Source organism: Nocardioides sp. T2.26MG-1 (genome assembly GCF_950101795.1).
In the GTDB taxonomy this organism is placed as follows: domain Bacteria; phylum Actinomycetota; class Actinomycetes; order Propionibacteriales; family Nocardioidaceae; genus Nocardioides.
Genome location: NZ_CATNLZ010000033.1, coordinates 50,953 through 74,985 on the forward strand (window position 1 = coordinate 50,953; position 24,033 = coordinate 74,985).

At 72.2% G+C, this 24,033-nt stretch carries 19 protein-coding genes; 6 read left to right on the top strand and 13 right to left on the bottom strand.

The features are described 5' to 3' along the window. Window positions 1–44 precede the first annotated feature (44 nt). On the top strand, window positions 45–560 hold the full coding sequence (locus tag QQZ14_RS18340) for a DNA-binding protein (RefSeq protein ID WP_284535845.1): 516 nt from the start codon (window positions 45–47) through the stop codon (window positions 558–560). A gap of 1 nt (window position 561) precedes the next feature. Here the strand turns inward: QQZ14_RS18340 and guaA are convergent, their stop codons facing one another. From guaA to QQZ14_RS18370, 6 genes are all read right to left on the bottom strand, one after another. Then, window positions 562–2,145, bottom strand: a complete 1,584-nt coding sequence (gene guaA / locus QQZ14_RS18345) for a glutamine-hydrolyzing GMP synthase (RefSeq protein WP_284535846.1) — start codon at window positions 2,143–2,145, stop codon at window positions 562–564. A 422-nt stretch (window positions 2,146–2,567) separates the two neighbouring features. Then, window positions 2,568–4,295 (bottom strand): GMC oxidoreductase, encoded by a 1,728-nt coding sequence (locus QQZ14_RS18350; protein WP_284535847.1) that lies wholly within the window; start codon window positions 4,293–4,295, stop codon window positions 2,568–2,570. Continuing rightward, the gene (locus QQZ14_RS18355) at window positions 4,292–5,923 is read right to left on the bottom strand and encodes a succinic semialdehyde dehydrogenase (RefSeq protein ID WP_284535848.1); all 1,632 of its coding nucleotides are present in this window, start codon (window positions 5,921–5,923) and stop codon (window positions 4,292–4,294) included. The genes QQZ14_RS18350 and QQZ14_RS18355 overlap by 4 nt, the downstream gene beginning before the upstream one ends. A gap of 103 nt (window positions 5,924–6,026) precedes the next feature. Continuing rightward, window positions 6,027–7,469 carry an aldehyde dehydrogenase gene (locus QQZ14_RS18360; RefSeq protein ID WP_284535849.1) on the bottom strand — a complete coding sequence of 481 codons (1,443 nt, stop codon included), beginning with the start codon at window positions 7,467–7,469 and terminating at the stop codon, window positions 6,027–6,029. A 100-nt stretch (window positions 7,470–7,569) separates the two neighbouring features. Then, the gene (locus QQZ14_RS18365) at window positions 7,570–8,679 is read right to left on the bottom strand and encodes a DUF7064 domain-containing protein (protein ID WP_284535850.1); all 1,110 of its coding nucleotides are present in this window, start codon (window positions 8,677–8,679) and stop codon (window positions 7,570–7,572) included. A 5-nt stretch (window positions 8,680–8,684) separates the two neighbouring features. Beyond that, entirely contained in the window at window positions 8,685–9,812 is a 1,128-nt protein-coding gene (locus QQZ14_RS18370; protein WP_284535851.1) for a phosphotransferase family protein, read from the bottom strand. Window positions 9,813–10,106: 294 nt separating this feature from the next. Here QQZ14_RS18370 and QQZ14_RS18375 point away from each other — a divergent pair, with 294 nt between their 5' ends. Further along, the gene (locus QQZ14_RS18375) at window positions 10,107–11,069 is read left to right on the top strand and encodes a type IV toxin-antitoxin system AbiEi family antitoxin domain-containing protein (RefSeq protein ID WP_284535852.1); all 963 of its coding nucleotides are present in this window, start codon (window positions 10,107–10,109) and stop codon (window positions 11,067–11,069) included. Between the two features lie 105 nt (window positions 11,070–11,174). Here QQZ14_RS18375 and QQZ14_RS18380 read toward each other — a convergent pair whose 3' ends face one another. Next, entirely contained in the window at window positions 11,175–12,920 is a 1,746-nt protein-coding gene (locus tag QQZ14_RS18380; protein WP_284535853.1) for a glycerol-3-phosphate dehydrogenase/oxidase, read from the bottom strand. A 72-nt stretch (window positions 12,921–12,992) separates the two neighbouring features. On the opposite strand from QQZ14_RS18380, the gene QQZ14_RS18385 reads away from it, so the two are divergent. After that, entirely contained in the window at window positions 12,993–14,177 is a 1,185-nt protein-coding gene (locus QQZ14_RS18385) for a CapA family protein (protein ID WP_284535854.1), read from the top strand. A 22-nt stretch (window positions 14,178–14,199) separates the two neighbouring features. On the opposite strand, the gene QQZ14_RS18390 is transcribed toward QQZ14_RS18385, so the two are convergent. The 5 genes from QQZ14_RS18390 to QQZ14_RS18410 form a co-directional block, all read right to left on the bottom strand. Continuing rightward, window positions 14,200–15,204, bottom strand: a complete 1,005-nt coding sequence (locus tag QQZ14_RS18390; RefSeq protein WP_284535855.1) for a hypothetical protein — start codon at window positions 15,202–15,204, stop codon at window positions 14,200–14,202. Beyond that, entirely contained in the window at window positions 15,201–15,692 is a 492-nt protein-coding gene (locus tag QQZ14_RS18395; RefSeq protein WP_284535856.1) for a SigE family RNA polymerase sigma factor, read from the bottom strand. The genes QQZ14_RS18390 and QQZ14_RS18395 overlap by 4 nt, the downstream gene beginning before the upstream one ends. A 69-nt stretch (window positions 15,693–15,761) precedes the next feature. Continuing rightward, window positions 15,762–16,532 (bottom strand): inositol monophosphatase family protein, encoded by a 771-nt coding sequence (locus QQZ14_RS18400; RefSeq protein ID WP_284535857.1) that lies wholly within the window; start codon window positions 16,530–16,532, stop codon window positions 15,762–15,764. After that, window positions 16,529–17,317: a carbon-nitrogen hydrolase family protein gene (locus tag QQZ14_RS18405; RefSeq protein WP_284535858.1), complete on the bottom strand. Its 789-nt coding sequence runs from the start codon at window positions 17,315–17,317 to the stop codon at window positions 16,529–16,531. Before QQZ14_RS18405 ends, QQZ14_RS18400 begins: the two co-directional genes overlap by 4 nt. A gap of 18 nt (window positions 17,318–17,335) precedes the next feature. Then, window positions 17,336–18,442, bottom strand: coding sequence for a GuaB3 family IMP dehydrogenase-related protein (locus QQZ14_RS18410; RefSeq protein WP_284535859.1), 1,107 nt, complete (start codon window positions 18,440–18,442; stop codon window positions 17,336–17,338). 108 nt (window positions 18,443–18,550) lie between these two features. Here QQZ14_RS18410 and QQZ14_RS18415 point away from each other — a divergent pair, with 108 nt between their 5' ends. From QQZ14_RS18415 to QQZ14_RS18425, 3 genes are all read left to right on the top strand, one after another. Further along, complete coding sequence (locus tag QQZ14_RS18415) at window positions 18,551–19,051, top strand: SigE family RNA polymerase sigma factor (RefSeq protein ID WP_284535860.1); 501 nt, start codon at window positions 18,551–18,553, stop codon at window positions 19,049–19,051. Next, window positions 19,048–20,319 (top strand): hypothetical protein, encoded by a 1,272-nt coding sequence (locus tag QQZ14_RS18420; RefSeq protein WP_284535861.1) that lies wholly within the window; start codon window positions 19,048–19,050, stop codon window positions 20,317–20,319. Before QQZ14_RS18415 ends, QQZ14_RS18420 begins: the two co-directional genes overlap by 4 nt. A 76-nt stretch (window positions 20,320–20,395) precedes the next feature. Next, window positions 20,396–22,501, top strand: coding sequence for a hypothetical protein (locus QQZ14_RS18425; protein WP_284535862.1), 2,106 nt, complete (start codon window positions 20,396–20,398; stop codon window positions 22,499–22,501). 9 nt (window positions 22,502–22,510) lie between these two features. Here QQZ14_RS18425 and guaB read toward each other — a convergent pair whose 3' ends face one another. Further along, window positions 22,511–24,013 (bottom strand): IMP dehydrogenase, encoded by a 1,503-nt coding sequence (gene guaB, locus QQZ14_RS18430; RefSeq protein WP_284535863.1) that lies wholly within the window; start codon window positions 24,011–24,013, stop codon window positions 22,511–22,513. Between the last annotated feature and the right edge of the window lie 20 nt (window positions 24,014–24,033).

Here is a 24,033-nt window from a genome sequence, read left to right on the forward strand (position 1 = left end):
CGGAAACATCTCGTGCCTACCATGGCCCCGGAGAGGGGCAACGCATGACTTCGGAGCCACCCGAGACGGACAAGATCGCCGTACAGCGTCGTCTGTACGGCGAGCCGATCGGCGTCCTGGTTCGCCGGGTCACGACGGGCCTGGAGCTGAGCCAGGCTCGGGTCGCCGAGGTGCTCGGCGTGAGCCCGCCGATGCTGTCGCAGCTGGTGAGTGGCCACCGGGTCAAGATCGGCAACCCGCTGGCCGTGGCCCGCCTGCAGACGCTCCTCGCCCTCGTCGAGGAGGCCTCGAGCCTCCCCCGCGACGCCGTGAACCGCCGGCTCGAGGAGATCCGCGACCACCACGGGACCCTGGCCACCGGGCAGTTCGTCCGAGGCACCGAACCGGCGTTGCTGGTACGCCGACTGCTGCGCGCGGTCGCGTCGGGCCAGGAGCTCGAGCGGGCCGCTGCGGCACTCTCCGACGTCTCCCCCGGGCTGGCCGAGGTGGTGCGGATCTACGGCACGTCGACCGAGGAGGAGGCCGGCCGGCACTACGCGAGCATCGCCCACCTGCTCTGAGCTACTCCCACTCGATGGTGCCTGGGGGCTTGGAGGTGATGTCGACCGTGACCCGGTTGACCTCGCGGACCTCGTTGGTGATGCGCGTCGAGATCCGCTCGAGGACGTCGTAGGGGAGCCGTGCCCAGTCGGCGGTCATGGCGTCCTCGGAGGTGACCGGGCGCAGCACGACCGGGTGGCCGTAGGTGCGCTGGTCGCCCTGGACACCGACCGAGCGGACGTCGGCGAGGAGCACGACCGGGAACTGCCAGATGTCGCGGTCGAGCCCGGCGCGGGTCAGCTCCTCGCGGGCGATCGCGTCGGCCTCGCGGAGGATGTCGAGGCGCTCGCGGGTGACCTCGCCGATGATCCGGATGCCCAGACCCGGGCCCGGGAACGGGTGGCGCCAGACGATCTCGGCCGGCAGGCCGAGCTGCTCGCCGACCAGGCGGACCTCGTCCTTGAACAGCGTGCGGAGCGGCTCGACCAGCTCGAACTCCAGGTCGTCGGGCAGGCCGCCGACGTTGTGGTGGGACTTGATGTTGGAGGTGCCCGCTCCCCCGCCGGACTCGACCACGTCGGGGTAGAGCGTGCCCTGCACGAGGAAGGCGACCTTGTCCCCCTCGCTGCCGGTGACGGTGTCGCCGAGGATCTCGGCCTCGGCCGCCTCGAAGACCCGGATGAACTCGCGGCCGATGATCTTGCGCTTCTCCTCGGGGTCGGTGACCCCGGCGAGAGCGTCGAGGAACTGCTTCTCGGCGTCGACGACCTTGAGGTCGACCCCGGTGGCCCCCACGAAGTCGCGCTCCACCTGCTCGGTCTCGCCCTGCCGCATCAGGCCGTGGTCGACGTACACGCAGGTCAGCCGGTCGCCGATCGCGCGCTGCACGATCGCGGCGGCCACCGCGGAGTCGACGCCGCCGGACAGGCCGCAGATCGCCTGGCCGCGGTCGCCGATCTGGGCACGGATCGCCTCGATCTGCTCCTCGACGATGTTCACCATCGTCCAGGTCTGGCGGCAGTGGGCGATCTGCACCAGGAAGTGCTCGAGCACCTTCTGGCCGTGCTCCGTGTGCAGCACCTCGGGGTGCCACTGCACGCCGGCCAGCCCGCGGTCGACCGCCTCGAAGGCCGCGACCGGGGTGCTCGCCGTCGAGGCGAGCACGTCGAAGCCGGCCGGTGCGGCCGCCACCGAGTCGCCGTGGGACATCCAGACCGTGTGGGTGCCGGGGATCTCGGCCAGCAGGGTGCCGGGTCGGCCGACCGTGACCGTCGTACGCCCGTACTCGCGGGCCCCGGTGTGGGCGACCTCGCCGCCGAGCCCCTGGGCCATCAGCTGGAAGCCGTAGCACATGCCGAAGACCGGGGTGCCGGCCGTGAAGATCGCGGCGTCGATCGTCGGGGCGCCGGGCTCGTAGACCGAGGACGGCCCGCCGGAGAGGATGATCGCCTTCGGCTCGCGGGCCAGCATCTCGGCCACCGGCATCGTGTGCGGCACGATCTCGGAGTAGACCCGTGCCTCGCGCACCCGGCGGGCGATCAGCTGGGCGTACTGCGCCCCGAAGTCGACCACCAGGACTAGATCGTGCTCCGCCGCCGGATTCATGCGGCACAGCCTATCGATCCGATCGGGGGCCGGGTCTCATGCTCCACTACGGGGCTGGGTTTCGAGACGGCCCTGAACGCCCCGTCGCTTCGCTCCGGCCGGTTCGGCCTCCTCAACCTCCTCGCTGCTTCTTCGGCCCGGTTCGCAGGCTCACCGCCCCGAAGGCTCGGACAACCCGTTTCGGCGACGCCGGGTGCGGCTTCGCCGCACCCGGCTGCCGAAACGCATCAGGGCCCGGCCGGGGAGGGAGGGATGGCCGGGCCCTGACCGTCCACGCATCTGCTGGACAGAGCCTGGACATGGGACCCGGCGGTGGGAGGGAGCGTTATTACCGGGTCCGCTGGCTCAACGACGCGTCCCGACCCGGGTCACGGGCCATGCACAGGTAATTTGTCCCGAGCCCGTCCGGTTAGCCTCTCGGCTCAGGAAACGCCGACGATCGGCAGCCGCAGCGCGCCGGGAGCGTCGTCCGGGACCACCGGCGCGGACGGCTGGACCGGCTCGATCCGGCGGTACGGCGAGCCCAGGGGCGGGCGCGGGTCGGCCTGGCCCTTGTTGGGCCAGAACGACATCGCGCGCTCGGCCTGGGCGGTGATCGTCAGCGACGGGTTCACGCCGAGGTTGGCCGAGATCGCGGACCCGTCCGCGATGTGCAGGCCAGGGTGGCCGTAGACCCGCTGGTAGGGGTCCACGACCCCGGTCTCCCGGGAGTCCCCGATCGCGCAGCCGCCGAGGAAGTGCGCGGTGAGCGGCTTGTTGAACGCGTCGCCGACGGCGCTGCCCGCGAAGCCTCCGGTCATCTTGGCCATCATCCGGATCGCCTCGTTGCCGGCCGGGATCCAGGTCGGGTTGGGCACGCCGTGGCCCTGCTTGGAGGTGACGTAGCGCTTGCGGGTGCCCGGGATCCGCTTGGTGTACAGCGTGATGGAGTTGTCGAGGCTCTGCATCACCAGCGCGATGATCGTGCGCTCGGACCAGTGCTTCATGTCGTAGAGGTTGCGGACCTCCTTGCGCTGCCTCCAGAGCTCCCGCAGCCAGGTGCGCCAGCGCGGCTCGTCGCCGTCGCCGTCGGTGAGCACGGACTGGAGCAGCGACATCAGGTTGCTGCCCGGGCCGTAGCGGACCGGCTCGATGTGGGTGTTGGGGTCGGGGTGGAAGCTGCTGGTGATCGAGATGCCCTGGCTGTAGTCGACCGAGAGGTCCGGCGCGATCACGCCGCCGATGGACTCGGAGTTGGTGCGCGAGAGGTAGCCGAGTCGGTCGGACAGGCCCGGCAGGTGGCCCTCGTCCTTCATCTTGTGCAGCAGCCGCTGGGTGCCGAGCGCGGACGCGGCGAACACCACCTGCTCGGCGGTCAGCACCCGCCGCACCGACGGCCGGCTGACCTTCGCCTTGGTGTAGCGGATGTGCACGTCGTACCCGCCGCCGTCGCGGGGCCGCACCCGGGTGACCGTCGTCAACGGCATCACCTTCGCGCCGTTGCGCTCGGCGAGGTAGAGGTAGTTCTTCATCAGGGTGTTCTTGGCGTTGTGGCGGCAGCCGGTCATGCAGGAGCCGCAGCCGATGCAGGTACGCCGCTCGGGGCCGACGCCGCCGAAGAACGGGTCGTCCACGGTCTGGCCCATGCCGGCGCCCGGGCCGCCGAAGAACACGCCGACCGGGGTCGGGTGGAACGTGTGGCCCACGCCCATCTCGGTCGCGACCTTCTCCATGATGTCGTCCGACGGGGTGCGGAGCGGGTTCTCGACCACGCCGAGCATCCGCTTGGCCTGGTCGTAGTACGGCGCGAGCTCGGCGCGCCAGTCGGTGATGTGGCTCCACTGCGCGTCGGCGTAGAACGCCGGCAGCGGCTCGTAGAGGGTGTTGGCGTAGACCAGGGAGCCACCGCCGACGCCCGCGCCGGAGACGATCAGGCAGTCCTTGAGCGCGTCGATGCGCTGGATGCCGTAGCAGCCGACCTCGGGACGGAAGAGGTACCTGGAGACCTCGAACGACGTCTCGGGGAAGTCGGTGTCGTCGAAGCGGGCGCCGGCCTCGATCACGCCGACCCGGTAGCCCTTCTCGGTGAGCCGCAGCGCCGTGACGGACCCGCCGAAGCCGGACCCCACCACCAGGACGTCGTAGTCGTACGTGCTCTCGGGCGCGCTCATGCCCGTCCCACCTTCTTCATCAGCCGCAGGTTGGCGTTCATGACCTTGGCGTAGGTCTCGTCGGACATGCCGTAGTGCGGGGCGAACCGGACCAGCCGCTGGGTGGCGACTGCCTGGGTCTCGGTGAACCGCCGGATGCCCTCCGCGCCCTGGCGGCGGCCGGTGCCGGACTCCCGCATGCCGCCCATCGGTGCGTCGATGCTGGCGAAGGTCGCGGCGAAGGCCTCGTTGATGTTGACCGTGCCGGCCTTGAGGTGGCGGGCGATCGACCGGGCCCGGGCGCCGTCCTGGCTGTAGATCGACGCGTTGAGGCCGTACTGGCCGTCGTTGGCACGCGCCACCGCGTCGGCCTCGTCGTGGAAGCGGTAGAGCGAGACCACCGGCCCGAAGGTCTCCTTGCCGAAGCAGGCCATGTCGGGGCTGACGCCCTCGAGGATCGTCGGCTCGAAGAAGTACGGCCCCAGGTCGGGGCGCGCGCGCCCGCCGACGAGCACCCGGGCGCCCTTGGCGACCGCGTCGTCGACATGCGCGGTGACCGCGTCGAGCTGGGCCTGGGAGATCAGCGGGCCCATGTCGTTGCCCCAGTCGTGGGTCGCCCCGAGCGTCAGCGCCTGGGTGCGGGCCACGAACCGGTCCACGAACCGGTCGTAGACCTGGTCGGCGACGAAGATCCGCTCCATCGACACGCACAGCTGTCCGGAGTTGGAGAACGACGCGCGTACGGCGCCCTCCGCGGCCTTCTCGATGTCCGCGTCGCGCAGCACCAGGAGGGGGTTCTTGCCGCCCAGCTCGAGCGAGCAGCCGACGAGCCGGTCGGCGCAGCCCTTGGCGATGATCCGGCCGGTCGCGGTCGAGCCGGTGAAGCAGACGTAGTCGGCGCGCTCGACGATCGCGGTGCCGATCTCGGAGCCGGGTCCGGCGACGACCAGCCACAGGTCGCTCGGCAGCCCGGCCTCCTCGAGCAGCCGCGCGCCCAACAGCGCCGAGAGCATGGTCTGGGAGTCGGGCTTGATGACGACCGCGTTGCCGGCCGCCAGGGCCGCGATCCCGTCGATGAGCGCGAGGTTGAAGGGGTAGTTCCAGGGCGCGATGATCCCGACGACGCCCTTGGGGACATGGTTGAGGTCGACCCGGGTGAGGCCCGGCACGATGCCGATCCGGCGGGAGTTGCCGACGTGCCGCTTCGCCGTACGCGCGTAGTAGCGGGCGGTCAGCGCGACGTGCAGCGGCTCGTCGAAGGCGTGCTTGCGGGCCTTGCCGCTCTCCCACACGATCAGGTCGATGATCTCCTGCTGGCGGTCGAGCACGAGGTCGTGCAGGCGCAGCAGCATCGCCGAGCGCTCCTCGAGCGGCGTGCGGGCCCAGGCGACCTGAGCCTTGCGGGCCCGCGCGAACGCCGTCTCGACGTCGGCCGCGGTCGACTGCGGGATGTGGGCGAGGGGGGCGTCGTTGAGCGGCGAGCGCACCTCGGCCGTCCGGCCCGAGGTCGCGACCAGGCGCCGGGTCAGGACCGCGACGTCGTCAGGCTCGAGGGCGTAGGACGCCGTCGGGTCGTGCTCGGGGTCGAACGGTCCCTCGACGACGGGACCTCCCGGAGTGTTGTCGGGAGAGGGGCTCTGCGCGCTCATAGGGGGGAGGGTATGTGACGGGGGTCTCTGAAACTACCCTTCGGTAGCGTCGAGTGGGTTTTGACACAATGCGTCCGGATGTCAAGACGCTCGCGAGCCGCCCTCAGGGGGTGTAGATCGCCTTGAGCTCGGTGTACTGCGCCAGGCCCTCGGGACCGAACTCCCGCCCGATGCCCGAGGACTTGTAGCCGCCGAACGGCGCCGCGAAGTCCATCGTGTAGGTGTTGACGCCGTAGGTGCCGGTGCGCACCCGGCGGGCGACGTCCACGCCGGCCGCGACGTCGCCGGTCCAGACGGTGCCGGCCAGGCCGTAGTCGGAGTCGTTGGCGATCCGGACCGCGTCGTCGACGTCGTCGAAGGGGATCACCGAGAGCACCGGCCCGAAGATCTCCTCCTGGGCGATCCGCATCCGGTTGTCGACGTCGGCGAAGACCGTGGGCCGGACGTACCAGCCCGAGGTGAGCCCGTCGGGCATGCCGTTCCCGCCCACGACGACGCGAGCGCCCTCCTCCTGGCCGAGCGCGATGTACTTCTCCACGCGCTCCTGCTGGCGCTGGGCGACCATCGGCCCGACCTCGGTGGCGGGGTCCATCGGGTCGCCGACCTGCATCGCGGACACGGTCGCGGCCAGCGCGTCCACCACCTCGGCGTACCGCGCCCGGGAGGCGAGGATCCGGGTCTGCGCGACGCACGCCTGCCCGGAGTTCATCAGTGCGGTGAACTTCAGGCCCTCCATCGTGGCGGCCAGGTCGGCGTCGTCGAGCACGATCGCGGCCGACTTGCCGCCGAGCTGGAGCGAGACCCGCGTGAGCTGCTCACCGCAGACCGCGGCGATCTTGCGGCCCGCGGCGGTGGAGCCCGTGAACGCGACCTTGTCGACGCCGGGGTGGGCGACGAGGTGCTCGCCGACCTCGCGGCCGGCGGCGACGATGTTGACGACGCCGGCCGGTACGCCGGCCTCGGCGAGCAGCTCGGCCATCAGGTAGGTGTCCAGCGGGGTCTCGGGAGCCGGCTTGACCACCACCGTGCAGCCGGCGAGCAGCGCCGGGACGACCTTGGACATCGTGGTGAACTGCGGGACGTTCCACGGCGGGATCGCCGCCACCACGCCGATCGGCTCGCGCCGCACGATCACGTCGGTGCCGAGCATGCCGGCGCGTGCCTCCTCCCACGGGAACGCCCGGGCGACGGTCAGGAACGACTCGATCTGCATCCACGGCGCGGGCGACTGGGCGAGGTTGGAGAACGACGTCGGCGAGCCCATCTCGAGGGTGATCAGCTCGGCCATCTCGGCCAGCTTGCCGGCGTACAGGTTCGAGAACGCCTGCACGACCTCGATCCGCTCTTCCGGGCTCATCCGCGGCCACGGACCGTCGTCGAAGGCGCGGCGGGCCGCGGCGACCGCGGCGTCGATGTCCGCGGGGCTGCCCTCGGGCACCGTGGCGACGACCTGCTCGGTGTGCGGCGAGACGACCTCGAGCGTGGCCGAGGTCGCCGGTGCGGCCCAGCCTCCGTCGATGAAGAAGGCAGAACGGTCGAGGCTCATGGTGAGTCCTTTCGGTGCGGTGGTTTCGAGGCTCGCTTCGCTCGCGCCTCAACCCAAGGGTTTCGAGGCTCGCTGCGCTCGCACCTCAACCACCGTGGTCTCAGGGGGCGAGGCTGAAGAAGTCGGCGAAGCCGGAGGGGTCGTGGCGGCCGATGCAGAAGTGCTCGAAGAGCCCGAAGCCCTCGTGGCCGTCGGCCGTCGCCCGACCGACGTGGTCGACGCAGCCGAACATGAACCGGCCCTGCACGGCCGGGTCGTCCATGGCATAGGTGACCCGCTCGGCGAAGTCGGCGCCCTTCCAGGAGCCGTGGATCCAGTCGGGGTCGCCGCCGTAGCCGCCGCCGACGTGGAGGGGTACGGCGAGCCGCGACTCGACCTCGAGCACCAGCGGCTTGCCCTCGGGGGTCGTGCAGCGGATGGTCGCGCCGGTCGGCGTACGCGTGCCGGAGGCGTAGTGGACGTCGACCAGCGGCCAGCCGAGCTGCTCGACGCGGCCGTCCTTCCAGACGCGGGTGCAGTCGTTGAGGGTGCGGAACCCGTCGGGGTCCTCCTGGACGATCAGCACGACCGCGAAGTCCTCGAACTGCAGCGGGACGTAGAGCCACCACATGCCCTCGAACGGCGGGTCGCTCGGCGCGCCCGGCGGCTCGGGCTCGCCGACGGGCCGGATGCCCCAGGAGCGGTCGCGGCTGCCGAGCCAGGTGGCCGGGTCGACGGCGATCTCGTCGCCGTCGAGCTGGATCGTGCCGCTCCAGGTGCCGAGCTGGGCGAAGCGCTGAGCGTCGAGCGTGACCCGGCTGCCCGAGCGCAGCACGTGGGGCTGCTCCTGCACGACGGGGCAGGTGCCGTCCCAGGTGAGGTCGAGGGCGATGCCCTCGGTCTCCTCGAGCACGACCCGGATCTCCTGCAGCGGCTCGGGGACCTCGACGCGGTAGCGGCCCACGTGGGGGTTGAGCCGGTCCTGGTCGATCAGGTCGGAGAGGTGGACCGCGGTCTGCTGTCCGCCCCGGGCGATGAGGACGAACGCGTCCTTGGTGCCGAGGTTGGGGTAGTAGCCCAGGCCCGCGATCACCATGATGTCGCCGGTGCGGTCGTGGGCGTTGAAGTACCACCGGTCGTAGAAGTTGCGGTCGCTGCTGTCGGCCCAGGCCAGCGGCAGCGGGGCCTGGTGGAGCGCGAACTCGTCGAGCGGGCCGATGCCGGAGGACATCCCGGTCACGCTCCGGCTTCGTCGAGGAGGCGCTCCATCAGCGGCTTGTGGTGGAACAGCGTCTCGAGGTCGTCGGGGCGCTCGATCTCGCCGAAGTGGATCTGGCGGGCGCCGGTGCGCATGAACACGATGCACCACTGGACGGCGTTGTAGACGTGGTACCAGAGCAGGTCGCCGACCTCGGCGCCCGTGCGCTCGACGTACGTCGCCACCACGTCCTCCTCGCGCAGGAAGTGCGGCATGCCGGGCAGCTCGAGCATGCCGGTGATGGTCTCGAACACCTGGTGGGCGAAGACGATCCAGGACAGGTCGAGCTCGCGCGGGCCGAGCGCGGCCATCTCCCAGTCGAGGACGCCGACCGGCTCGAAGTCACGGTAGAGCACGTTGCCGATGCGGGAGTCGCCCCAGCACAGCACCGCCTCGTCGGTGTCGGGCAGGTGCGCCTCGAGCCAGGCGAGCCCGCGCTCGACCAGGGGCGAGCGGCCGATGTCGGCGACCGCGAAGTCGTACCAGGCGCGGGTGCGGGCCAGGTTGCGCGCGAGCGGGGTCTCGCCCGGGTGCGGCGGGTCGAGGAACGAGAACGTCGAGGCCGCGTCGGGGATGGCGTGCAGCCGGGCGATCACGTCGACGGTCGCGTCCTGGAGCTTGCGCTGGTGCTCCTGCGGGGCGTCGTGCAGCCAGTTGTCGCCGAAGTTGTAGGGCAGCACGTCCTGCGGGACCAGGCCGTCGATGCGGTCCATGAGGAAGAACGGCCTGCCGAGCACCTCGCCGGTCGGCTCCATCCAGCGCACCTGCGGCACCGGGACGTCGGTCAGCTCGCCGACGGTCCGGATCGCGTCGTACTGCTCCTGGAGGGCGTAGCTCGGGAAGACCGGCAGGTCCTCCGGCGCCGGCGCGACCCGGGCGACGTACTCCCCCAGGCGGCGCTCACCGGCCTCGCTCCAGGTCACGTCGAGGATCAAGGTCTCCGAGGACATCCCGTTGGCGTCGACGCCGCTGTGCAGCGTGACGGCCGGGTCGGCGCCCGGAGGCAGCACCGCCGCCAACCACTCGGCCAGCCTGGTCGGCAGGGCGCTCGGGTCCCTGCTCGACCGCTGCAGCGTGAGGTCGGCCGGCGGCGGTGCCTGGGTCACGTTCCCCTCCCAAAGGCTTGCTGTGACGTGGGTCTCAGCATCGGTGGAACGTGTTCTAGTTGTCAACGGGTGGCGGGTTTCGCGGGTTCGGCTGCTGACAGCCCAAACCCGCACGACACGCCGTGGCTTGTCGGCGTGTCGTGCGGGGTTNGGGGGGGCGGGCGCCCCCACCCCGCGGTCGACCCAGCCATCTGGTGGACCAGTTGCCGTCCACAGCGGCACGCGCGACCGGGTTGTCCACAGGCGCATGGGCGCCTTGGTCGGGACGCCGCTGGAGTGGCGAGAACACCGAGCATGACGACCCTCTCCCTGAACAGCATCCAGCTACGACACGACCACGTGCTCATGACCCATGAGCTCCTGACGGCCGGCTACGACGACCGCGACATCACCCGCATGGTCCGCAGCGGCGAGCTGCACCGGCTCCGCCACGGGGCCTACACCTTCGGGGCGCTCTGGAAGGAGCTCGACCAGGTCGAACGCCGCAAGCTCGTCGCCCACGCCACCCTGCGGAGCGCGCGCTCCCCCGCGGCTCTGGCCGGGCCGAGCGCAGCCGACGTCCTCGGGGTCCCGGTGTGGGACATGGGGGACACCACGCACCTGGTCCGGCTCGACCAGCTCGCCAATCGTCGCAAGTGCAACAAGGCCCAGCACCGAGGATCGCTCCTCGTCGAGGACCTCACCGTCCGGGACGGGGTGCCCCTCACCAGCGGGACGAGGACCGCGCTCGACATGATCGCGATCGGCGACATCGCCCATGCCCTGGTGACGGTCAACGGCCTGCTGCACGCCGGCGAGACGACTCCAGAGCTGCTCCAACGTCGCGCGGCCGGGATGCAGCACGACCCACACACCGCCGACACCGGGATCGTGCTCGATCTCGCCGATCCCCGCCCCGAGTCCGCGGGCGAGTCGCTGACCGTCTACCTCTGCTGGGCCCAGGGGCTGCCGATGCCAATCCCCCAGTTCGAGGTCCGGGACCGCAACGGACGCCTGATCGGCCGAGTCGACCTCGCCTGGCCGGAGCTCGGCGTGTTCCTGGAGTTCGACGGCAAGCTCAAGTACGAGCGCTACCGCCGTCCCGGGGAGTCGGTCGCGGACGCTGTGCTCCGCGAGAAGCAGCGGGAGGACGCCATTCGGGAGGCCACCGGCTGGCGGTGCATCCGGATCGTCTGGGCCGACCTCTTCCAGCCCGAGCGAACCGCGGCGCGCATCCGGGCCGCCTTCGCCGCCCGCCACCGCTTGTCCGCCGCCTGAGACGGCTCGCATCACCTGGCAGCCCAAACCCGCACGGCACGCCGCGCGCCCTCGGCGTGTCGTGCGGGGTTCGGCTGCCGGCAGCCGAACCCCGCAGACACGCCGTCAGACGATGTCGGTGGCCTGCACCCGGGCCTCGTCGGCCTCCTGGTCCGTGAGCTGGAGCTGGCTGCGTCGCTCGGCCTCGACGCGGCGCAGGTAGTGGTCGACCTCGTCGGCGGTGCGGGCCGCGTCCCAGCCGAGCTGCTCCCCCATGAGCCGCGCCACCTCGGGCGCCACACCGACACCGCGGTCGAAGGTCTCGATCGAGATGCGGGTACGTCGGGTCAGCACGTCGTCGAGGTGTCGCGCGCCCTCGTGGGTCACGGCGTAGACCACCTCGGCTGCGAGGTAGTCCTCGGCGCCCTCCAGCGGCAGCCCGAGCGCAGGGTCCGACCCGACGAGCTCGAGGAGGTCGTCGACCAGGCCGCCGTAGCGGCCGAGCAGGTGGTCGATCCGGGCGACGTGCAGGCCCGAGCGCCGGGCGAGCAGCACCCGCTGGTTGGACCGGGTCTCCCAGTCGGCCGCACCGACGAGCGGTACCCGGTCGGTGATCGAGTCGCGGACGGTGAGGCTCCCCGTGGTCTTGAGCGAGTGCGCGGCGGCGTCCACGGCGTCCTTGCCCATGACGCGGTACGTCGTGAGCTTGCCCCCGGCGATCATCACGAGACCAGGCACCGGTGTCACAACGGTGTGCTCGCGCGAGATCCGCGAGGTCGGCTCGGACTCCCCGGACAGCAGCGGCCGGAGCCCGGCGTACACGCCCTCGACGTCGTCGTGGTCGAGCGGTTCGCGCAGGATCGCGTTGACGTGCTCGAGGATGTACTCGATGTCGGCCCGCGACGCCGCGGGGTGCGCCAAGTCGTGGTCCCACGGGGTGTCGGTGGTGCCGATGATCCAGTGCCGGCCCCACGGGATCACGAACAGCACCGACGTGGCGGTGCGGACGATGAACCCCGCCTCCGAGCGGATCCGGTCGCGCGGCACGACCAGGTGGATGCCCTTGCTGGCCTGCACGTGCAGCGCCCCGCGGCCGCCGACCATCTCCTGGATCTCGTCGGTCCACACCCCGGCGGCGTTGACCACGACCCGCGCCCGGACCTCCAGCTCCTCCTGGGACTCCAGATCCAGGGCACGTACGCCGACCACCCGCTCACCCTCGCGCAGGAACCCGGTCACCTTGACGCGCGTCGCGACGTGCGCGCCGTGGATCGCGGCGGTGCGGGCCAGACCGACCACCAGGCGCGCGTCGTCGACCTGGCAGTCCCAGTACTTGATCGCGCCGACGATGGTCTCGGCCTTGAAGTCGGGGGCGATCCGGGCGACCTGGCGGCGCAGGAGGTGCTGGTGGCGCGGGACGCCGGCGTCGTACTTGCCGAGGGCCGCCATGCCGTCGTAGATCGTCAGCCCGGCCGCGATGTAGGGCCGCTCCCAGCCGCGGTGCGTCAGCGGGTAGAGGAACGGCACCGGACGGACCAGGTGCGGCGCCAGCCGCGTGAGCAGCAGCCCGCGCTCCTGCAGCGCCTCGCGGACCAGTCCGAAGTCGAGCATCTCCAGGTAGCGCAGGCCGCCGTGGACCAGCTTGCTGCTGCGGCTGCTGGTGCCGCTCGCGAGGTCGCGCTGCTCGAGCAGCCCGGTGTGCAGACCACGGGTCACGGCGTCCAGGGCGGTGCCGGCACCGGTCACCCCGCCGCCGACGACGAGCACGTCCAGCTCCGGCTGCCCGGGCTGGGCCAGGGTGCCCGGGGTGCTCCGCATCGCCGCGAGCGCGTGGTCACGGGCCTGGGGGCTGAGGGCGCTCGAGTGGCTCATGTGGGCAGTCTCGCAAACTGCCGTATCCGGATTGTGTCCTCGCCGGTCACCCGTGACCGGTTGAATGGAGGCATGGCCGGTCGACCGCTCCGTCTGGTCGCCGCCACCGCTGCCCTGGTCGCGGCGACCGTCCTGCTCGTCGCGGCCGTCGGGGTCGCGGGGCCGGCGTACCTCGGCGACGAGGCCCCGGCGCCGAGCGCCACCGCGGTCCCGACCGCCCTCGACGCCGGCGAGAGCAGCGCACCGGAGCCCCCGGACCCGCCGCGCGCCGCCACGATCCTCATGGGCGGGGACCTGCTGTGGCACAACACGGTGTGGGCGAGCGCCGCCGAGGACCACACCCGCACCGGCACCGGTGACCGCTTCGACTTCGACCCGATGTTCGCGACGTTGCGGCCGTACGTCGAGTCCGCGGACCTGGCGCTGTGCCACGAGGAGGTGCCGTTCGCGGCGCCCGGCGAGCCGTTGCGCAGCTATCCGGTCTTCGCCGCGCCGCACCAGATCGCCCCGTGGATCGGGAGCATGGGCTGGGACGCGTGCACCACCGCGTCCAACCACTCCATGGACGCGGGCGTCGACGGGATCGTCGAGACCGCGGACCTGCTCGAGGACGCCGGCGTGGCCCACGTGGGCACGTTCCGCACCGCGGCCGAGCGCCGCCGACCGGTGATCCTGACGACCGATGACGGGCTGCGCGTCGGCATCGTGGCGGCGACGTACGGGCTCAACGGCTACGTGCTTCCGGCCGGCCTGGAGTGGGCGGTCTCGCAGCTCGGCGACGCCGACGACCTGCTCACCCAGGCCCACCGCGCGCGGGCGGCGGGTGCCGACATCGTGATCGCCCACGTGCACTGGGGCACCGAGTACAGCCACCTGCCCGACGCCACCCAGGTCGCGCTGGCCGAGCAGCTGACGGCCTCGCCCGACGTCGACCTGGTGCTCGGCGAGCACGCCCACGTGGTGCAGCCGATCACCAAGGTCCACGGCAAGTGGGTCGTCTACGGCATGGGCAACATGGTCGCGCAGAGCGAGCTCGAGCGCCCGGAGGCCTACGAGGGCATCACGGTCCAGGTCCAGGTCGCCGAGCAGCCGCGCGGCGGCTGGCGGATCGACGGCCTCTCCTACCTCCCGACCCAGTGGAACCACTACACCCCCGGGAACCCGGTCCGCATCGAGCACGCCACGGGCTCCCACCTCGCGTCCATCCGCGCGGCGGTCCGCGGGGTGGGCCACCGCTCAGGACTGGTCGAGGAGTAGCCCACCTGGCCGCTGCACGCGGTCACTCCAGGCTCAGGGTCGAGCCGGGCGCGGTCAGCACCCGGTCGCAGGCGTCGGTGTCGCAGCGCCACAGTGCCCGCTCGCCGTTGCCCTGGGTGAGGACGTAGAGGTCGCCGTCGTACCAGGCGAGGTCGACGGCCGCGTCGGCGAGCGGGACGCGCCGGACCTCGCTGGACCGGGTGTCGTAGAACGTGAGCCCGGCGGCCATGCCGTTCGCGAGCTCGTCGCCGTCGGGCGCGTAGGCGTAGGTGGTGCCGTCGGCCGACAACGCACCCGTGGTGCCGCCGAGGGGGCCGTCGCGGCGCTCGCCGTCCGCGCCGTAGACCTCCACCTGGCCGTCGTGGACGAACACCACCGTGAGGCCGGCGGCCTCGACGCGGTCCAGCTCGACGCGGGTCCCGTCGCTGCCGAGGTCGACGGGGTGGATGCCATCGGCGGCGTGGATCAGCGGGCCGTGCCCCTCGTCGTCGACGTAGAGGGTGGCGCTACCCGCCAGGAGCGTGCCCGGACCCTGGGCGCTCCGCTGGCCGTGCTCGCCGGTGAACACGATGAGCCCGTCGGTGGTCTGGTAGGTGACGCCGGTGGGGTCGACGTACGCCGTGACGACGTCCTCGATCGGAGCGTCGCCGACACCGAGCAGGCGGTGCCCGTCGAGGACCACGAGCCGGCCGGCGAGCCGACCGAGCGGGCGACCGGACAGCCCGGTGTCGGTGAGCGAACCGCCGGGGCCGACCTCCTGCACCCGTCCGTCGAGCACGACGGGCACGCCCACCGCCGAGCCCTCGCTCGCGACCGGGATCGACTCGGGACGGGGCAGCACGTGCGGGACCACGGCGACCACGCCCGCGACAGCGGCGATCGCGCTCGCGGCGGCGACCGTCCGCCGGGCCCGCAGGAGCCGGCGGTGGTGGCGCACCCGATCGTCGAAGCGCACGACGTCGACCGGTGGCACCGCGACGGCGTCGCGGATCTCGGTCAGGCTCTCGCGGAGGTCGGTGGGCGTCATGGCTTCATCTCCAGGTCGGGTACGGCGGCGCGGAGCCGCCTGAGGGCGTGGTGGGTCTGGCTCTTGACCGATCCGACGGAGACGCCGAGCGCCTCGGCCGTCTCCTGTTCCGACAGGTCCTCGATGTACCTGAGCACCACCGTCGCCCGCATCCGCGGCGGAAGCGTCCGGATCCCCTCCCACAGGGCCAGGTGGTCGGCCCGGACGTCGAGCCCCCCACCCTGTCCGGTGTCGGGCGTCTCGGCGACGACGGTCTCCCGCCCGCGCCGGCGCCACTGGCGCTGCGCCTGGTGGAGCATCACCGTGCGCACGTACGCATCGGTGGCGCGGCGGTCGCGGATCGAGCGCCACCGCACGCAGGTCCGGGCGAGGGCGTCCTGGAGGAGGTCCTCGGCCTGGTGGTGCTCGCCGGTGAGGAGGTACGCCGTGCGGTACAGCGCCGCCCAGCGGGCGGCCATGTACTCGGCGAACTCGGTGTCGGGTGCCATCACCGGGGGAAGAGCCCGCCCGGCGCCGGAAGGTTGAAAGACATCGCGGACATCTTCGCCGCCACCGACTCAGAGGTGGGCCGCGACCAGCTCGAGCAGAGCGGCGTGCGTCCCTGGGTCGGCCGCGGCGAGGATCCCCTCCCCCGTGTGGACGGGCCGGCCGCGGAGGTCGGTGACCACGCATCCGGCGGCCGCGCAGAGCGCGAGGCCGGCGGCGAAGTGGACGCTGTCGTCGTGCCGCCCGTCGACGAGGTACCCCGCCCGCTGGCCGGTGGCCACCCAGGCGAGCGCCAGGCTGGTCGAGGACACGCGAGCCCCGAACCGGGAGCGGAACCCGGGGTCGGCCATCAGCCGCAGGCCGAGGGGTGCGCCGTCACGCGCCCAGTCGACGTCGATGTCCACCAGGTCCGTGGGGCCGGCCACCGCTCCGGACTCGCGACCGTCGATGCCGAACGCGTCACCGCCCGTCCAGTACACCTCGCCGGCGGACGGGTGGGCGACCGCCGCGACCTGCGTGCCGGCCGCGGTCCGCAGTGCGACGTTGACCGAGTAGAGCGGGGTCCTTGCGGCGTAGTTCAACGTGCCGCACAGCGGGTCGACCAGCCAGACCCGGTCGCTGCCGGACGCGCCGGCGTCGCCGAGCTCCTCGCCGACGAACCCGTCGGCGGGCCGGGCCCGGTGGATCACCTCGAGGATCGCCCGCTCGGAGGCGAGGTCGGCCGCGGTCGCGAAGTCGGTGTCGGTCTTGTAGGTGCGCTCGAGGTCCCGGCCGTACATCGCCAGGAGCGCCGTGGCACCCGCGCGCACGGCCTCGAGGGCGACCGCCAGGTCGGTGGTCACTCCCGCACCCGCGGACCCAGGTCGTCGCGGCGGTCGCCGACCATCGTGTGGGTCGCCCGGGTCTGCGCGACCAGCGCCGGATCGAGGTCCGCGATCGCGAGCCCCTCGTCCTCGGCGAGCCGGGCGACCGGCCGACCCTCGGGGTCGTAGACCGCCGAGCCACCGATGAAGTCGAAGGCACCGCAGCGGCCGGTGAGCGCCGACAGCACGACGTACATGCCGTTCTCGAGCGCGCGGGTGGCGTAGTAGAGGTCGCGCCGGTCGCCCCCGCCGGGGAAGTACGCCGCCGAGGCCAGGTACCCGACCGCGCCGTCGCGGGCCGCCGCCTGGGCGTGCTCCGGGAAGCAGCCGTCGTAGCAGATCGAGAGCCCCAGCTCGAGGCCGTCGACCACGATCGAGGTGCCGTGGTCGCCGACGGTGAAGAACTCGCGTTCCATGCTGTCGACATGCTGCTTGTCGTACGGCGCGGTCGCGGTGCCGTCGGGCCGGACGACGATCTGCGACAGCCGCCGGTCGGCACCCCGCCGCAGCGCGGTGCCGACGACGACCGTCACCCCGGCCGCCGCCTGCTCGCGGAGCGGGTCGAGCCACGCCCCGCCGAGGTCGCCGGCGTCGGGCAGCGGGCCGTCGAACGCGGCGACGTCGTACCCGGTGAGGAACGCCTCCGGGAGCACCAGCAGCCGGACGTCCTGGGTGGCGGCGAGGCCGGTGAGCCGGGCCGCGGTGCGGACGTTGGCCGTGAGGTCGCCGCTCACCGAGGCCGCCTGGCCGGCCGCGACGATCACGCGGACCTCATGCGCGACTCATTCGACGACCACCTCGACGCGCTGGAACTCCTTGAGCTCGGTGTAGCCGGTCGTCGCCATCGACCGGCGCAGCGCGCCCATGAGGTTCATGGTGCCGTCGGCGACCCGGGAGGGGCCGAACAGGATCTCCTCGATGGTGCCGACGGTCTCGAACTGCACCCGCTGGCCGCGCGGGAGCTCGTGGTGGTGGGCCTCGGTGCCCCAATGGAAGCCGCGGCCGGGCGCGTCGGTGGCGCGCGCGAACGGCGAGCCGACCATGACGGCGTCGGCGCCGCACGCGATGGCCTTGGCGATGTCGCCGGACATGCCGATGGAGCCGTCGGCGATCACGTGCACGTAGCGGCCGCCTGACTCGTCGAGGTAGTCGCGGCGCGCGGCCGCCACGTCGGCGACCGCGGAGGCCATCGGCACGGCGACGCCGAGCACGGTGCGCGTGGTGTGGGCCGCTCCCCCGCCGAAGCCGACGAGGACACCGGCCGCGCCGGTGCGCATCAGGTGCAGTGCGGCCTGGTGGGTGGCGCAGCCGCCCACGATGACCGGCACGTCGAGCTCGTAGATGAACTCCTTGAGGTTCAACGGCTCGGCCTGCGAGGAGACGTGCTCGGCGGAGACCGTCGTACCCCGGATCACGAACATGTCGACGCCCGCGTCGACCACGGTCTTGGCGAACTCCTTGGTGCGCTGCGGCGAGAGCGACCCGGCGACGGTGACGCCGGCCTCGCGGATCTCACGCAGCCGCTCGGCGATCAGCTCGGGCTTGATCGGCTCGGTGTAGATCTGCTGGAGCCGGCGGGTGCCCTCGTTGCCCTGGAGCGCGGCGACCTCCTCGAGCAGCGGGTCGGGGTCCTCGTAGCGGGTCCACAGACCCTCGAGGTTGAGCACACCCAGACCACCGAAGCGCCCGAGCGCGATCGCCGTGGCCGGCGACATCACGGAGTCCATCGGCGCCGCCAGCACGGGGATGTCGAACCGGTAGGCGTCGATCTGCCAGGCGGTGCTGACCTCCTCCGGGTCGCGGGTGCGCCGGGACGGCACGATCGCGATGTCGTCGAAGGAGTAGGCGCGCCGGGCCCGCTTGGCCCGGCCGATCTCGATGTCGGTCACCGAGGAACTCTATCGAGGTCCGCGGCAACCGGGCGCGGGGTCCAGGCGGTCGGACCTGGTATGGATGCCCTGGCCGGTGAGCGGCTGATCTCGGACGCGGGAGGCGCGGTGAGCACTCGGACGGACTTCGACGAGTTCGTCGCGGCCCGCTCGAGCCGTCTGCTGCGCACGGCGTACCTCCTGACCCGCGACCACGCCCTCGCCGAGGACCTGCTGCAGACCGCGCTGACGAAGGCGTGGTTCTCGTGGTCCCGGATCGAGGGGGACCCGGAGCCGTACGTCCGCAAGGTGCTCGTCAACACGTTCGCCTCCTGGTGGCGGCGCAAGTGGAACAGCGAGCACGCGTACGCCGAGCCGCCCGAGGTCGCCCGCTCCGGGGAGCACGACGAATCCGACCAGCGCCAGGACCTGTGGACCGCGATGGGCCGGCTGCCCCGCCGCCAGCGGGCGGTGATCGTGCTCCGGTTCGTCGAGGACCTCAGCGAGGCCGAGACCGCCCGCCTGCTCGGCATCTCCCCCGGCACCGTGAAGAGCCAGACCAGCCGGGCGCTCGCCCACCTGCGGGTGGACCCCGCGCTCGCGACCGAGACCACGGAGGAGCCCTCATGAACACCCTCGACGACCTGCGCACGATCCTCGAGCGGGAGGCGGCCTTCGACGACACCGAGCGGCACGTCCGGCCGGCTGCCGTCCGGCAGCGGGTGCGAACGGTGCGCCGGCGTCGGGCCGGCGCCGTCGCGATGGCCGCCGCCGTGATGCTGGTCGCCGCCACCGCCGGCGTCGGGGTGCTGCGCAGCCCCTCGTCCCCGGAGCCGGCCGAGACGCTCGAGGACGTCCAGGTCCCGCAGCGAATCGACGTGTACGGCTTCCCGTACAAGCTCGCCTCCACGCACCGCGTGGCGGGCGACGGGACCGTTGTGCTGGACCCGGCGCCCGAGGGACCCACGGCTGTGAGGCTCGTGTCGACCGGCCTCGGCTCGGGTGAGGCCACCCTCTGGTCGGGCTACTACCCGGTCGCGCGGGTGCGCGGCGGCGAGCAGGTCTCCCCCGCCACGACCGGGGTGGGGGCGAGCGGCCTGCGCGTCGAGTTCGTCGGCACCCCGGACGTCGCCGAGGCCGAGGTGGCGGTCTACGAGCCCACCGGCGAGCTCGCACCGGGGATCTCCTCCGACGGCGTGGTCTTCCGGCAGCAGTACGCCGGGCACGAGCTCGTCGCCGCAGCGTTCTCCCGGGGCGCTGACGACGCACGCATCAGCGCCCCGGAGGACCTGGCCGGCTTGGAGACCTCTGCGTACTGCCGGTCTTCGACACCCGGGCTCTGGCTGCACCAGGACGGTCTCACGGCCGGCGCCACCCCCTGCGAGGACCTCGACGCCGGCGCCGACCCTGGACCGGCGAACGAGTCGGCCTTGGCCCCGCCTCGCTCCGGTGACGGCTCCATGGCCGTCTACGTCACCCAGGGCGAGGACGGCCCCCGCGCGGCCGGCGTTGATGTGCTGTTCGGCCTCGCCCTCTACCGGGAGACCGTCGCCCCGACGCGGGTGCTCGGCACGGACGTCCCGCCCGTGCTCGAACAGGCCGGACGCACCTGGCAGCTCACCGACGTCGTGCGCTGGGACGGGAGTGACTTCTACGAGGTGGACACCTCGGATGACGACGCCCTCGTCGCAGCGGCTTACGTCGGCGCGACCGGCGGGTTCCTGTCCTGGCACGGCGCTCCCGAGGGAGGCTGGGTCGGGTCCAACGCCAGCGGCCAGGCATCCGACTCCCCGAGCGTGATGTACGCCCCGGTCCTGCTCAGCGGTGACCACACGGTGCAGCTTCACCTGGAGGGCCCGGACGCACAGGGGCGGTTGCTGGTCTACCGCCCGGTGTAGTCAATGGCCCGGCCGGGCCGTTCCGCGGCCGGCGGCGCAGGTGCAGGATCGGGCGCACCACTCTCGAGGAGGCTCCATGCGCCCGGTCACGTTGCTCGGAGCCGTCGTCGCGACGCTGGTCGTCACCCTCCTCGTCCCGGTCCCGCCCGCGAGCGCCGCGACGACGTACACCTGGAGCGGCGCCGAGAGCACGGTGTGGGGCAACAAGAAGAACTGGCGTCCCGAGGGCGTGCCCAAGGATGGCGACGCCGTCGAGCTCGGCCCCGGACCCCGGCCGACGATCACCGACGTCCCCGACATCACCCTCACCAGCCTGAGCGTCACCGGCTCCACCGACGGCCTGGTGTCGATGACGGGTGAGGGCCAGGTCATCACCGGGAGCCTGCGGTGGAACGGCGGCGACATCAACACCGACCTGATGGTCTCCGCGCCGCCGCTGGACCCGACCCCGTCGTACATCATGATGAGCGACACGCCGATGCACTTCGGCAACGGCACCAGCAGCCTGACCGGCCACCAGACCCTCACGATCAACAGCACGCTGTCGCTGATGACCGGGCCGTTGGGCGCCGGGGACGGCCCGTGGCTCACGTTCATGTTCGACAGCAGCATGCGGATCGCGAGCACCGGCAAGCTGCTGGTCGACCCCGCCGCGAAGGTGCTGGGCAGCCGGTGCTGCAGCGGCGCCACGTCGACGGTCATCGTCGACGGCACGCTCGAGGTGTTCTCGGCGATCGGCGCGACCGGCTCCACCGCACGCCTCGACGAGCTCGGCATCGACCTGGCCGGCGACGTGGTCGTCCCGAAGGGCAACACGCTGGAGATCACCGGCGGGCCGATCCGGGTGGGCGGGCATGCCGTCAACGGCACCGTGGGCGACGCCGCCCTCAAGGGCGGCGGCACCGTCGACATCAACGAGACCGACGGCGAGGCCTACGACCCCGCCCACCCGCTGCTACCGGACGGCACCCTGAAGTTCATCGAGGACGGCGAGAAGCTGGGCCTCGACGACGACACGGTGCTGCGGCTCGGTCCGTACACCGAGGTGTCCGGGGTGGGGAGCATCGTCGGGAAGGGCGCGGTGGAGCTCGCCGGCGCCAGGGTCCGCGGGCGGCTGACGATGGCGGACGCCGTGAAGGCGACGACCGAGCCGGGCACCCAGACCACCATCGAGGTCTGGGACCGGACACGGGCCGGGCAGACCGGACTGCTCACGCCCGCCGGTGGGCTGCGCGTCGAGCCGGGCTCCACGCTGCGGGTGATGGGGGGCGGCGGGCGGCTGGTGATGCCCGACCAGGCCACCCTCGAGGTCCCGGCCGGGGCCGTGCTCGACTCCGGCGGCTGCTGCACCGACACCGGGCGGGTCACCCTGCAGAAGGGCTCGACGATGAAGGTCGGCGGCGGGGACGGCGGCGATCCCGCAGTACTGCGCTGGGTCGAGCTCGGCGGCCAGGGCACCGTCGCCCACGCCGGCGCGTCGACGTGGGACCTGGCGGGCACGACGTTCGTCAGCGGGGCCCGGATCACCGGCGAGGGCACGATCGCCGGCGACGTGCCGGCCGGCCCGGCCGACATCCGCCCGAGCGGGATCCTCACTGTCGACGGCGACCTCACCACCAACATCGCGGGCGTCTACCGGCCCACGGTGGCGATCAGCCGGACCGACACGATCGCACCGCAGCGGCTCGTCGTCACCGGCACCGCGGCGCTGTCGGGTCAGCTGCGGCCGATCGGCGACACCACCTACCCCGTCGGCCGCCGGGTGGTCGTGCTCGAGGCGAGCACCATCACCGGCGGCTACCAGTGCGCCGTCGCCGGCGGGATGATCCTCGACCCCGCCGCCACGACCATCGGCCTGCGCGCGATCGAGGCGCGCGTGTCCGACTGCCTCCGGCCGGCGCCCCGGGCGCTGCTCTCCGCGGCGTTCGCCGGCACCCGGCGGATCGACCTCCGGATCCCCGACTCCGCCCAGTCGGTGCTGGTCGACGTGACCGTCTCGGGCGCCCAGCGCGGCACCACCTTGAAGCTGTCGGCCGGGCGCGGCACCGTGACGCTGCAGGTGCCGCGGCGGCGCACCGTCACCCGTCAGCTGGAGGTGCCGGTGGCGGCCCGGACGAGACTGACCGCCCAGCTCGCCAAGCGCGCCCGCGTGCGGATCGGCCAGATGGGCTACGCCTTCTAGGGATACGGGCTAGCGTCCGGTGTAGTTGGGCGCCTCGACGGTCATCTGCACGTCGTGCGGGTGGCTCTCCTTGAGCGAGGCGGAGGTGATCCGCACGAAGCAGCCCTTGTTCTGCAGCTCCGGGATCGTCGCCGCGCCGACGTAGAACATCGACTGGTTGAGGCCGCCGATCAGCTGGTGCGCGACCGCGGCCAGCGGGCCGCGGTAGGCGACCTGGCCCTCGATGCCCTCCGGCACGATCTTGTCGTCGCTGGTGACCTCGGCCTGGAAGTAGCGGTCCTTGGAGTAGGACTTCTTGCCGCGGCTCGACATCGCCGCGAGCGAGCCCATGCCACGGTAGGACTTGTACTGCTTGCCGTTGACGAAGATCAGCTCGCCGGGCGACTCCTCGCAACCGGCGAGCAGCGAGCCGATCATCACGGTCTCGGCGCCGGCGACGATGGCCTTCGCGATGTCGCCGGACTGCTGGAGGCCGCCGTCGGCGATCACGGGTACGCCGGCGGGCTGGCAGGCCAGCGACGCCTCGTAGACCGCGGTGATCTGGGGCACCCCGCAGCCGGTGACCACCCGGGTCGTGCAGATCGAGCCGGGCCCGAAGCCCACCTTGACCGCATCGGCGCCGGCGTCGACGAACGCCTGCGCGCCCTCGCGGGTGGCGACGTTGCCGCCGATCACCTGCACGTGCTTGGTGGCGGGGTCGGACTTGAGCCGGCGGACCATATCGAGCAGCAGCGTCACGTGTCCGTGGGCGGTGTCGGCGACGAGGACGTCGACGCCGGCCTCGATCAACGTTGTCGCGCGCTGCCAGGCGTCGCCGAAGTAGCCGATCGCGGCGCCGACCATCAGGCGCCCGGCCGCGTCGTACGACGCGTTGGGGAACTGCTCGCCCTTGACGAAGTCCTTGACGGTGATCAGGCCGGTGAGGTGGCCGGCCTCGTCGACCAGCGGCAGCCGCTCCCGCTTGTGCTGGCGCAGCAGCACGGTCGCGTCCTCGCGGGAGATGTCGGAGTCGCCGGTGATGAGCGGCATCGGCGTCATCACCTCGTCGACCTTGGTGGTGGCCCACTCCGCGACCGGCGTGAAGCGCAGGTCGCGGTTGGTGATCATGCCGAGCAGCCGGTGCTCGGCGTCCACGACCGGGAAGCCGGAGATGCGGTACTCCCCCGCCAGCTGGTCGAGCTGCTCGAGCGTCGCGTCCGGGCCGATTGTGACCGGGTTGGAGATGATGCCGGTCTGGGTGCGCTTCACGAGGTCGACCTGGTAGGCCTGGTCCTCGATCGAGAGGTTGCGGTGCAGCACGCCGAGGCCGCCCTGACGGGCCATCGCGATCGCCATCCGCGACTCGGTCACGGTGTCCATCGCGGCACTGACCAGCGGCACCTTCAGCGAGATCTCGCGGGTGAGCCGCGAGGTCATGTCGATGTCCGACGGCGCCAGGTCGGAGTGACCCGGCAGCAGGAGGACGTCGTCGTAGGTCAGGCCCAGGGCGGCGAACTTCTCAGGCAGCTCCACTCCCACAGCCTACCGGCGCG

Coding starts and splice junctions, on each gene's coding strand:
- QQZ14_RS18340 (WP_284535845.1), top strand. CDS start 45: ATGACTTCGGAGCCACCCGAGACGGACAAGATCGCCGTACAGCGTCGT.
- guaA (WP_284535846.1), bottom strand. CDS start 2,145: ATGAATCCGGCGGCGGAGCACGATCTAGTCCTGGTGGTCGACTTCGGG.
- QQZ14_RS18350 (WP_284535847.1), bottom strand. CDS start 4,295: ATGAGCGCGCCCGAGAGCACGTACGACTACGACGTCCTGGTGGTGGGG.
- QQZ14_RS18355 (WP_284535848.1), bottom strand. CDS start 5,923: ATGAGCGCGCAGAGCCCCTCTCCCGACAACACTCCGGGAGGTCCCGTC.
- QQZ14_RS18360 (WP_284535849.1), bottom strand. CDS start 7,469: ATGAGCCTCGACCGTTCTGCCTTCTTCATCGACGGAGGCTGGGCCGCA.
- QQZ14_RS18365 (WP_284535850.1), bottom strand. CDS start 8,679: ATGTCCTCCGGCATCGGCCCGCTCGACGAGTTCGCGCTCCACCAGGCC.
- QQZ14_RS18375 (WP_284535852.1), top strand. CDS start 10,107: ATGACGACCCTCTCCCTGAACAGCATCCAGCTACGACACGACCACGTG.
- QQZ14_RS18380 (WP_284535853.1), bottom strand. CDS start 12,920: ATGAGCCACTCGAGCGCCCTCAGCCCCCAGGCCCGTGACCACGCGCTC.
- QQZ14_RS18385 (WP_284535854.1), top strand. CDS start 12,993: ATGGCCGGTCGACCGCTCCGTCTGGTCGCCGCCACCGCTGCCCTGGTC.
- QQZ14_RS18390 (WP_284535855.1), bottom strand. CDS start 15,204: ATGACGCCCACCGACCTCCGCGAGAGCCTGACCGAGATCCGCGACGCC.
- QQZ14_RS18395 (WP_284535856.1), bottom strand. CDS start 15,692: ATGGCACCCGACACCGAGTTCGCCGAGTACATGGCCGCCCGCTGGGCG.
- QQZ14_RS18420 (WP_284535861.1), top strand. CDS start 19,048: ATGAACACCCTCGACGACCTGCGCACGATCCTCGAGCGGGAGGCGGCC.
- QQZ14_RS18425 (WP_284535862.1), top strand. CDS start 20,396: ATGCGCCCGGTCACGTTGCTCGGAGCCGTCGTCGCGACGCTGGTCGTC.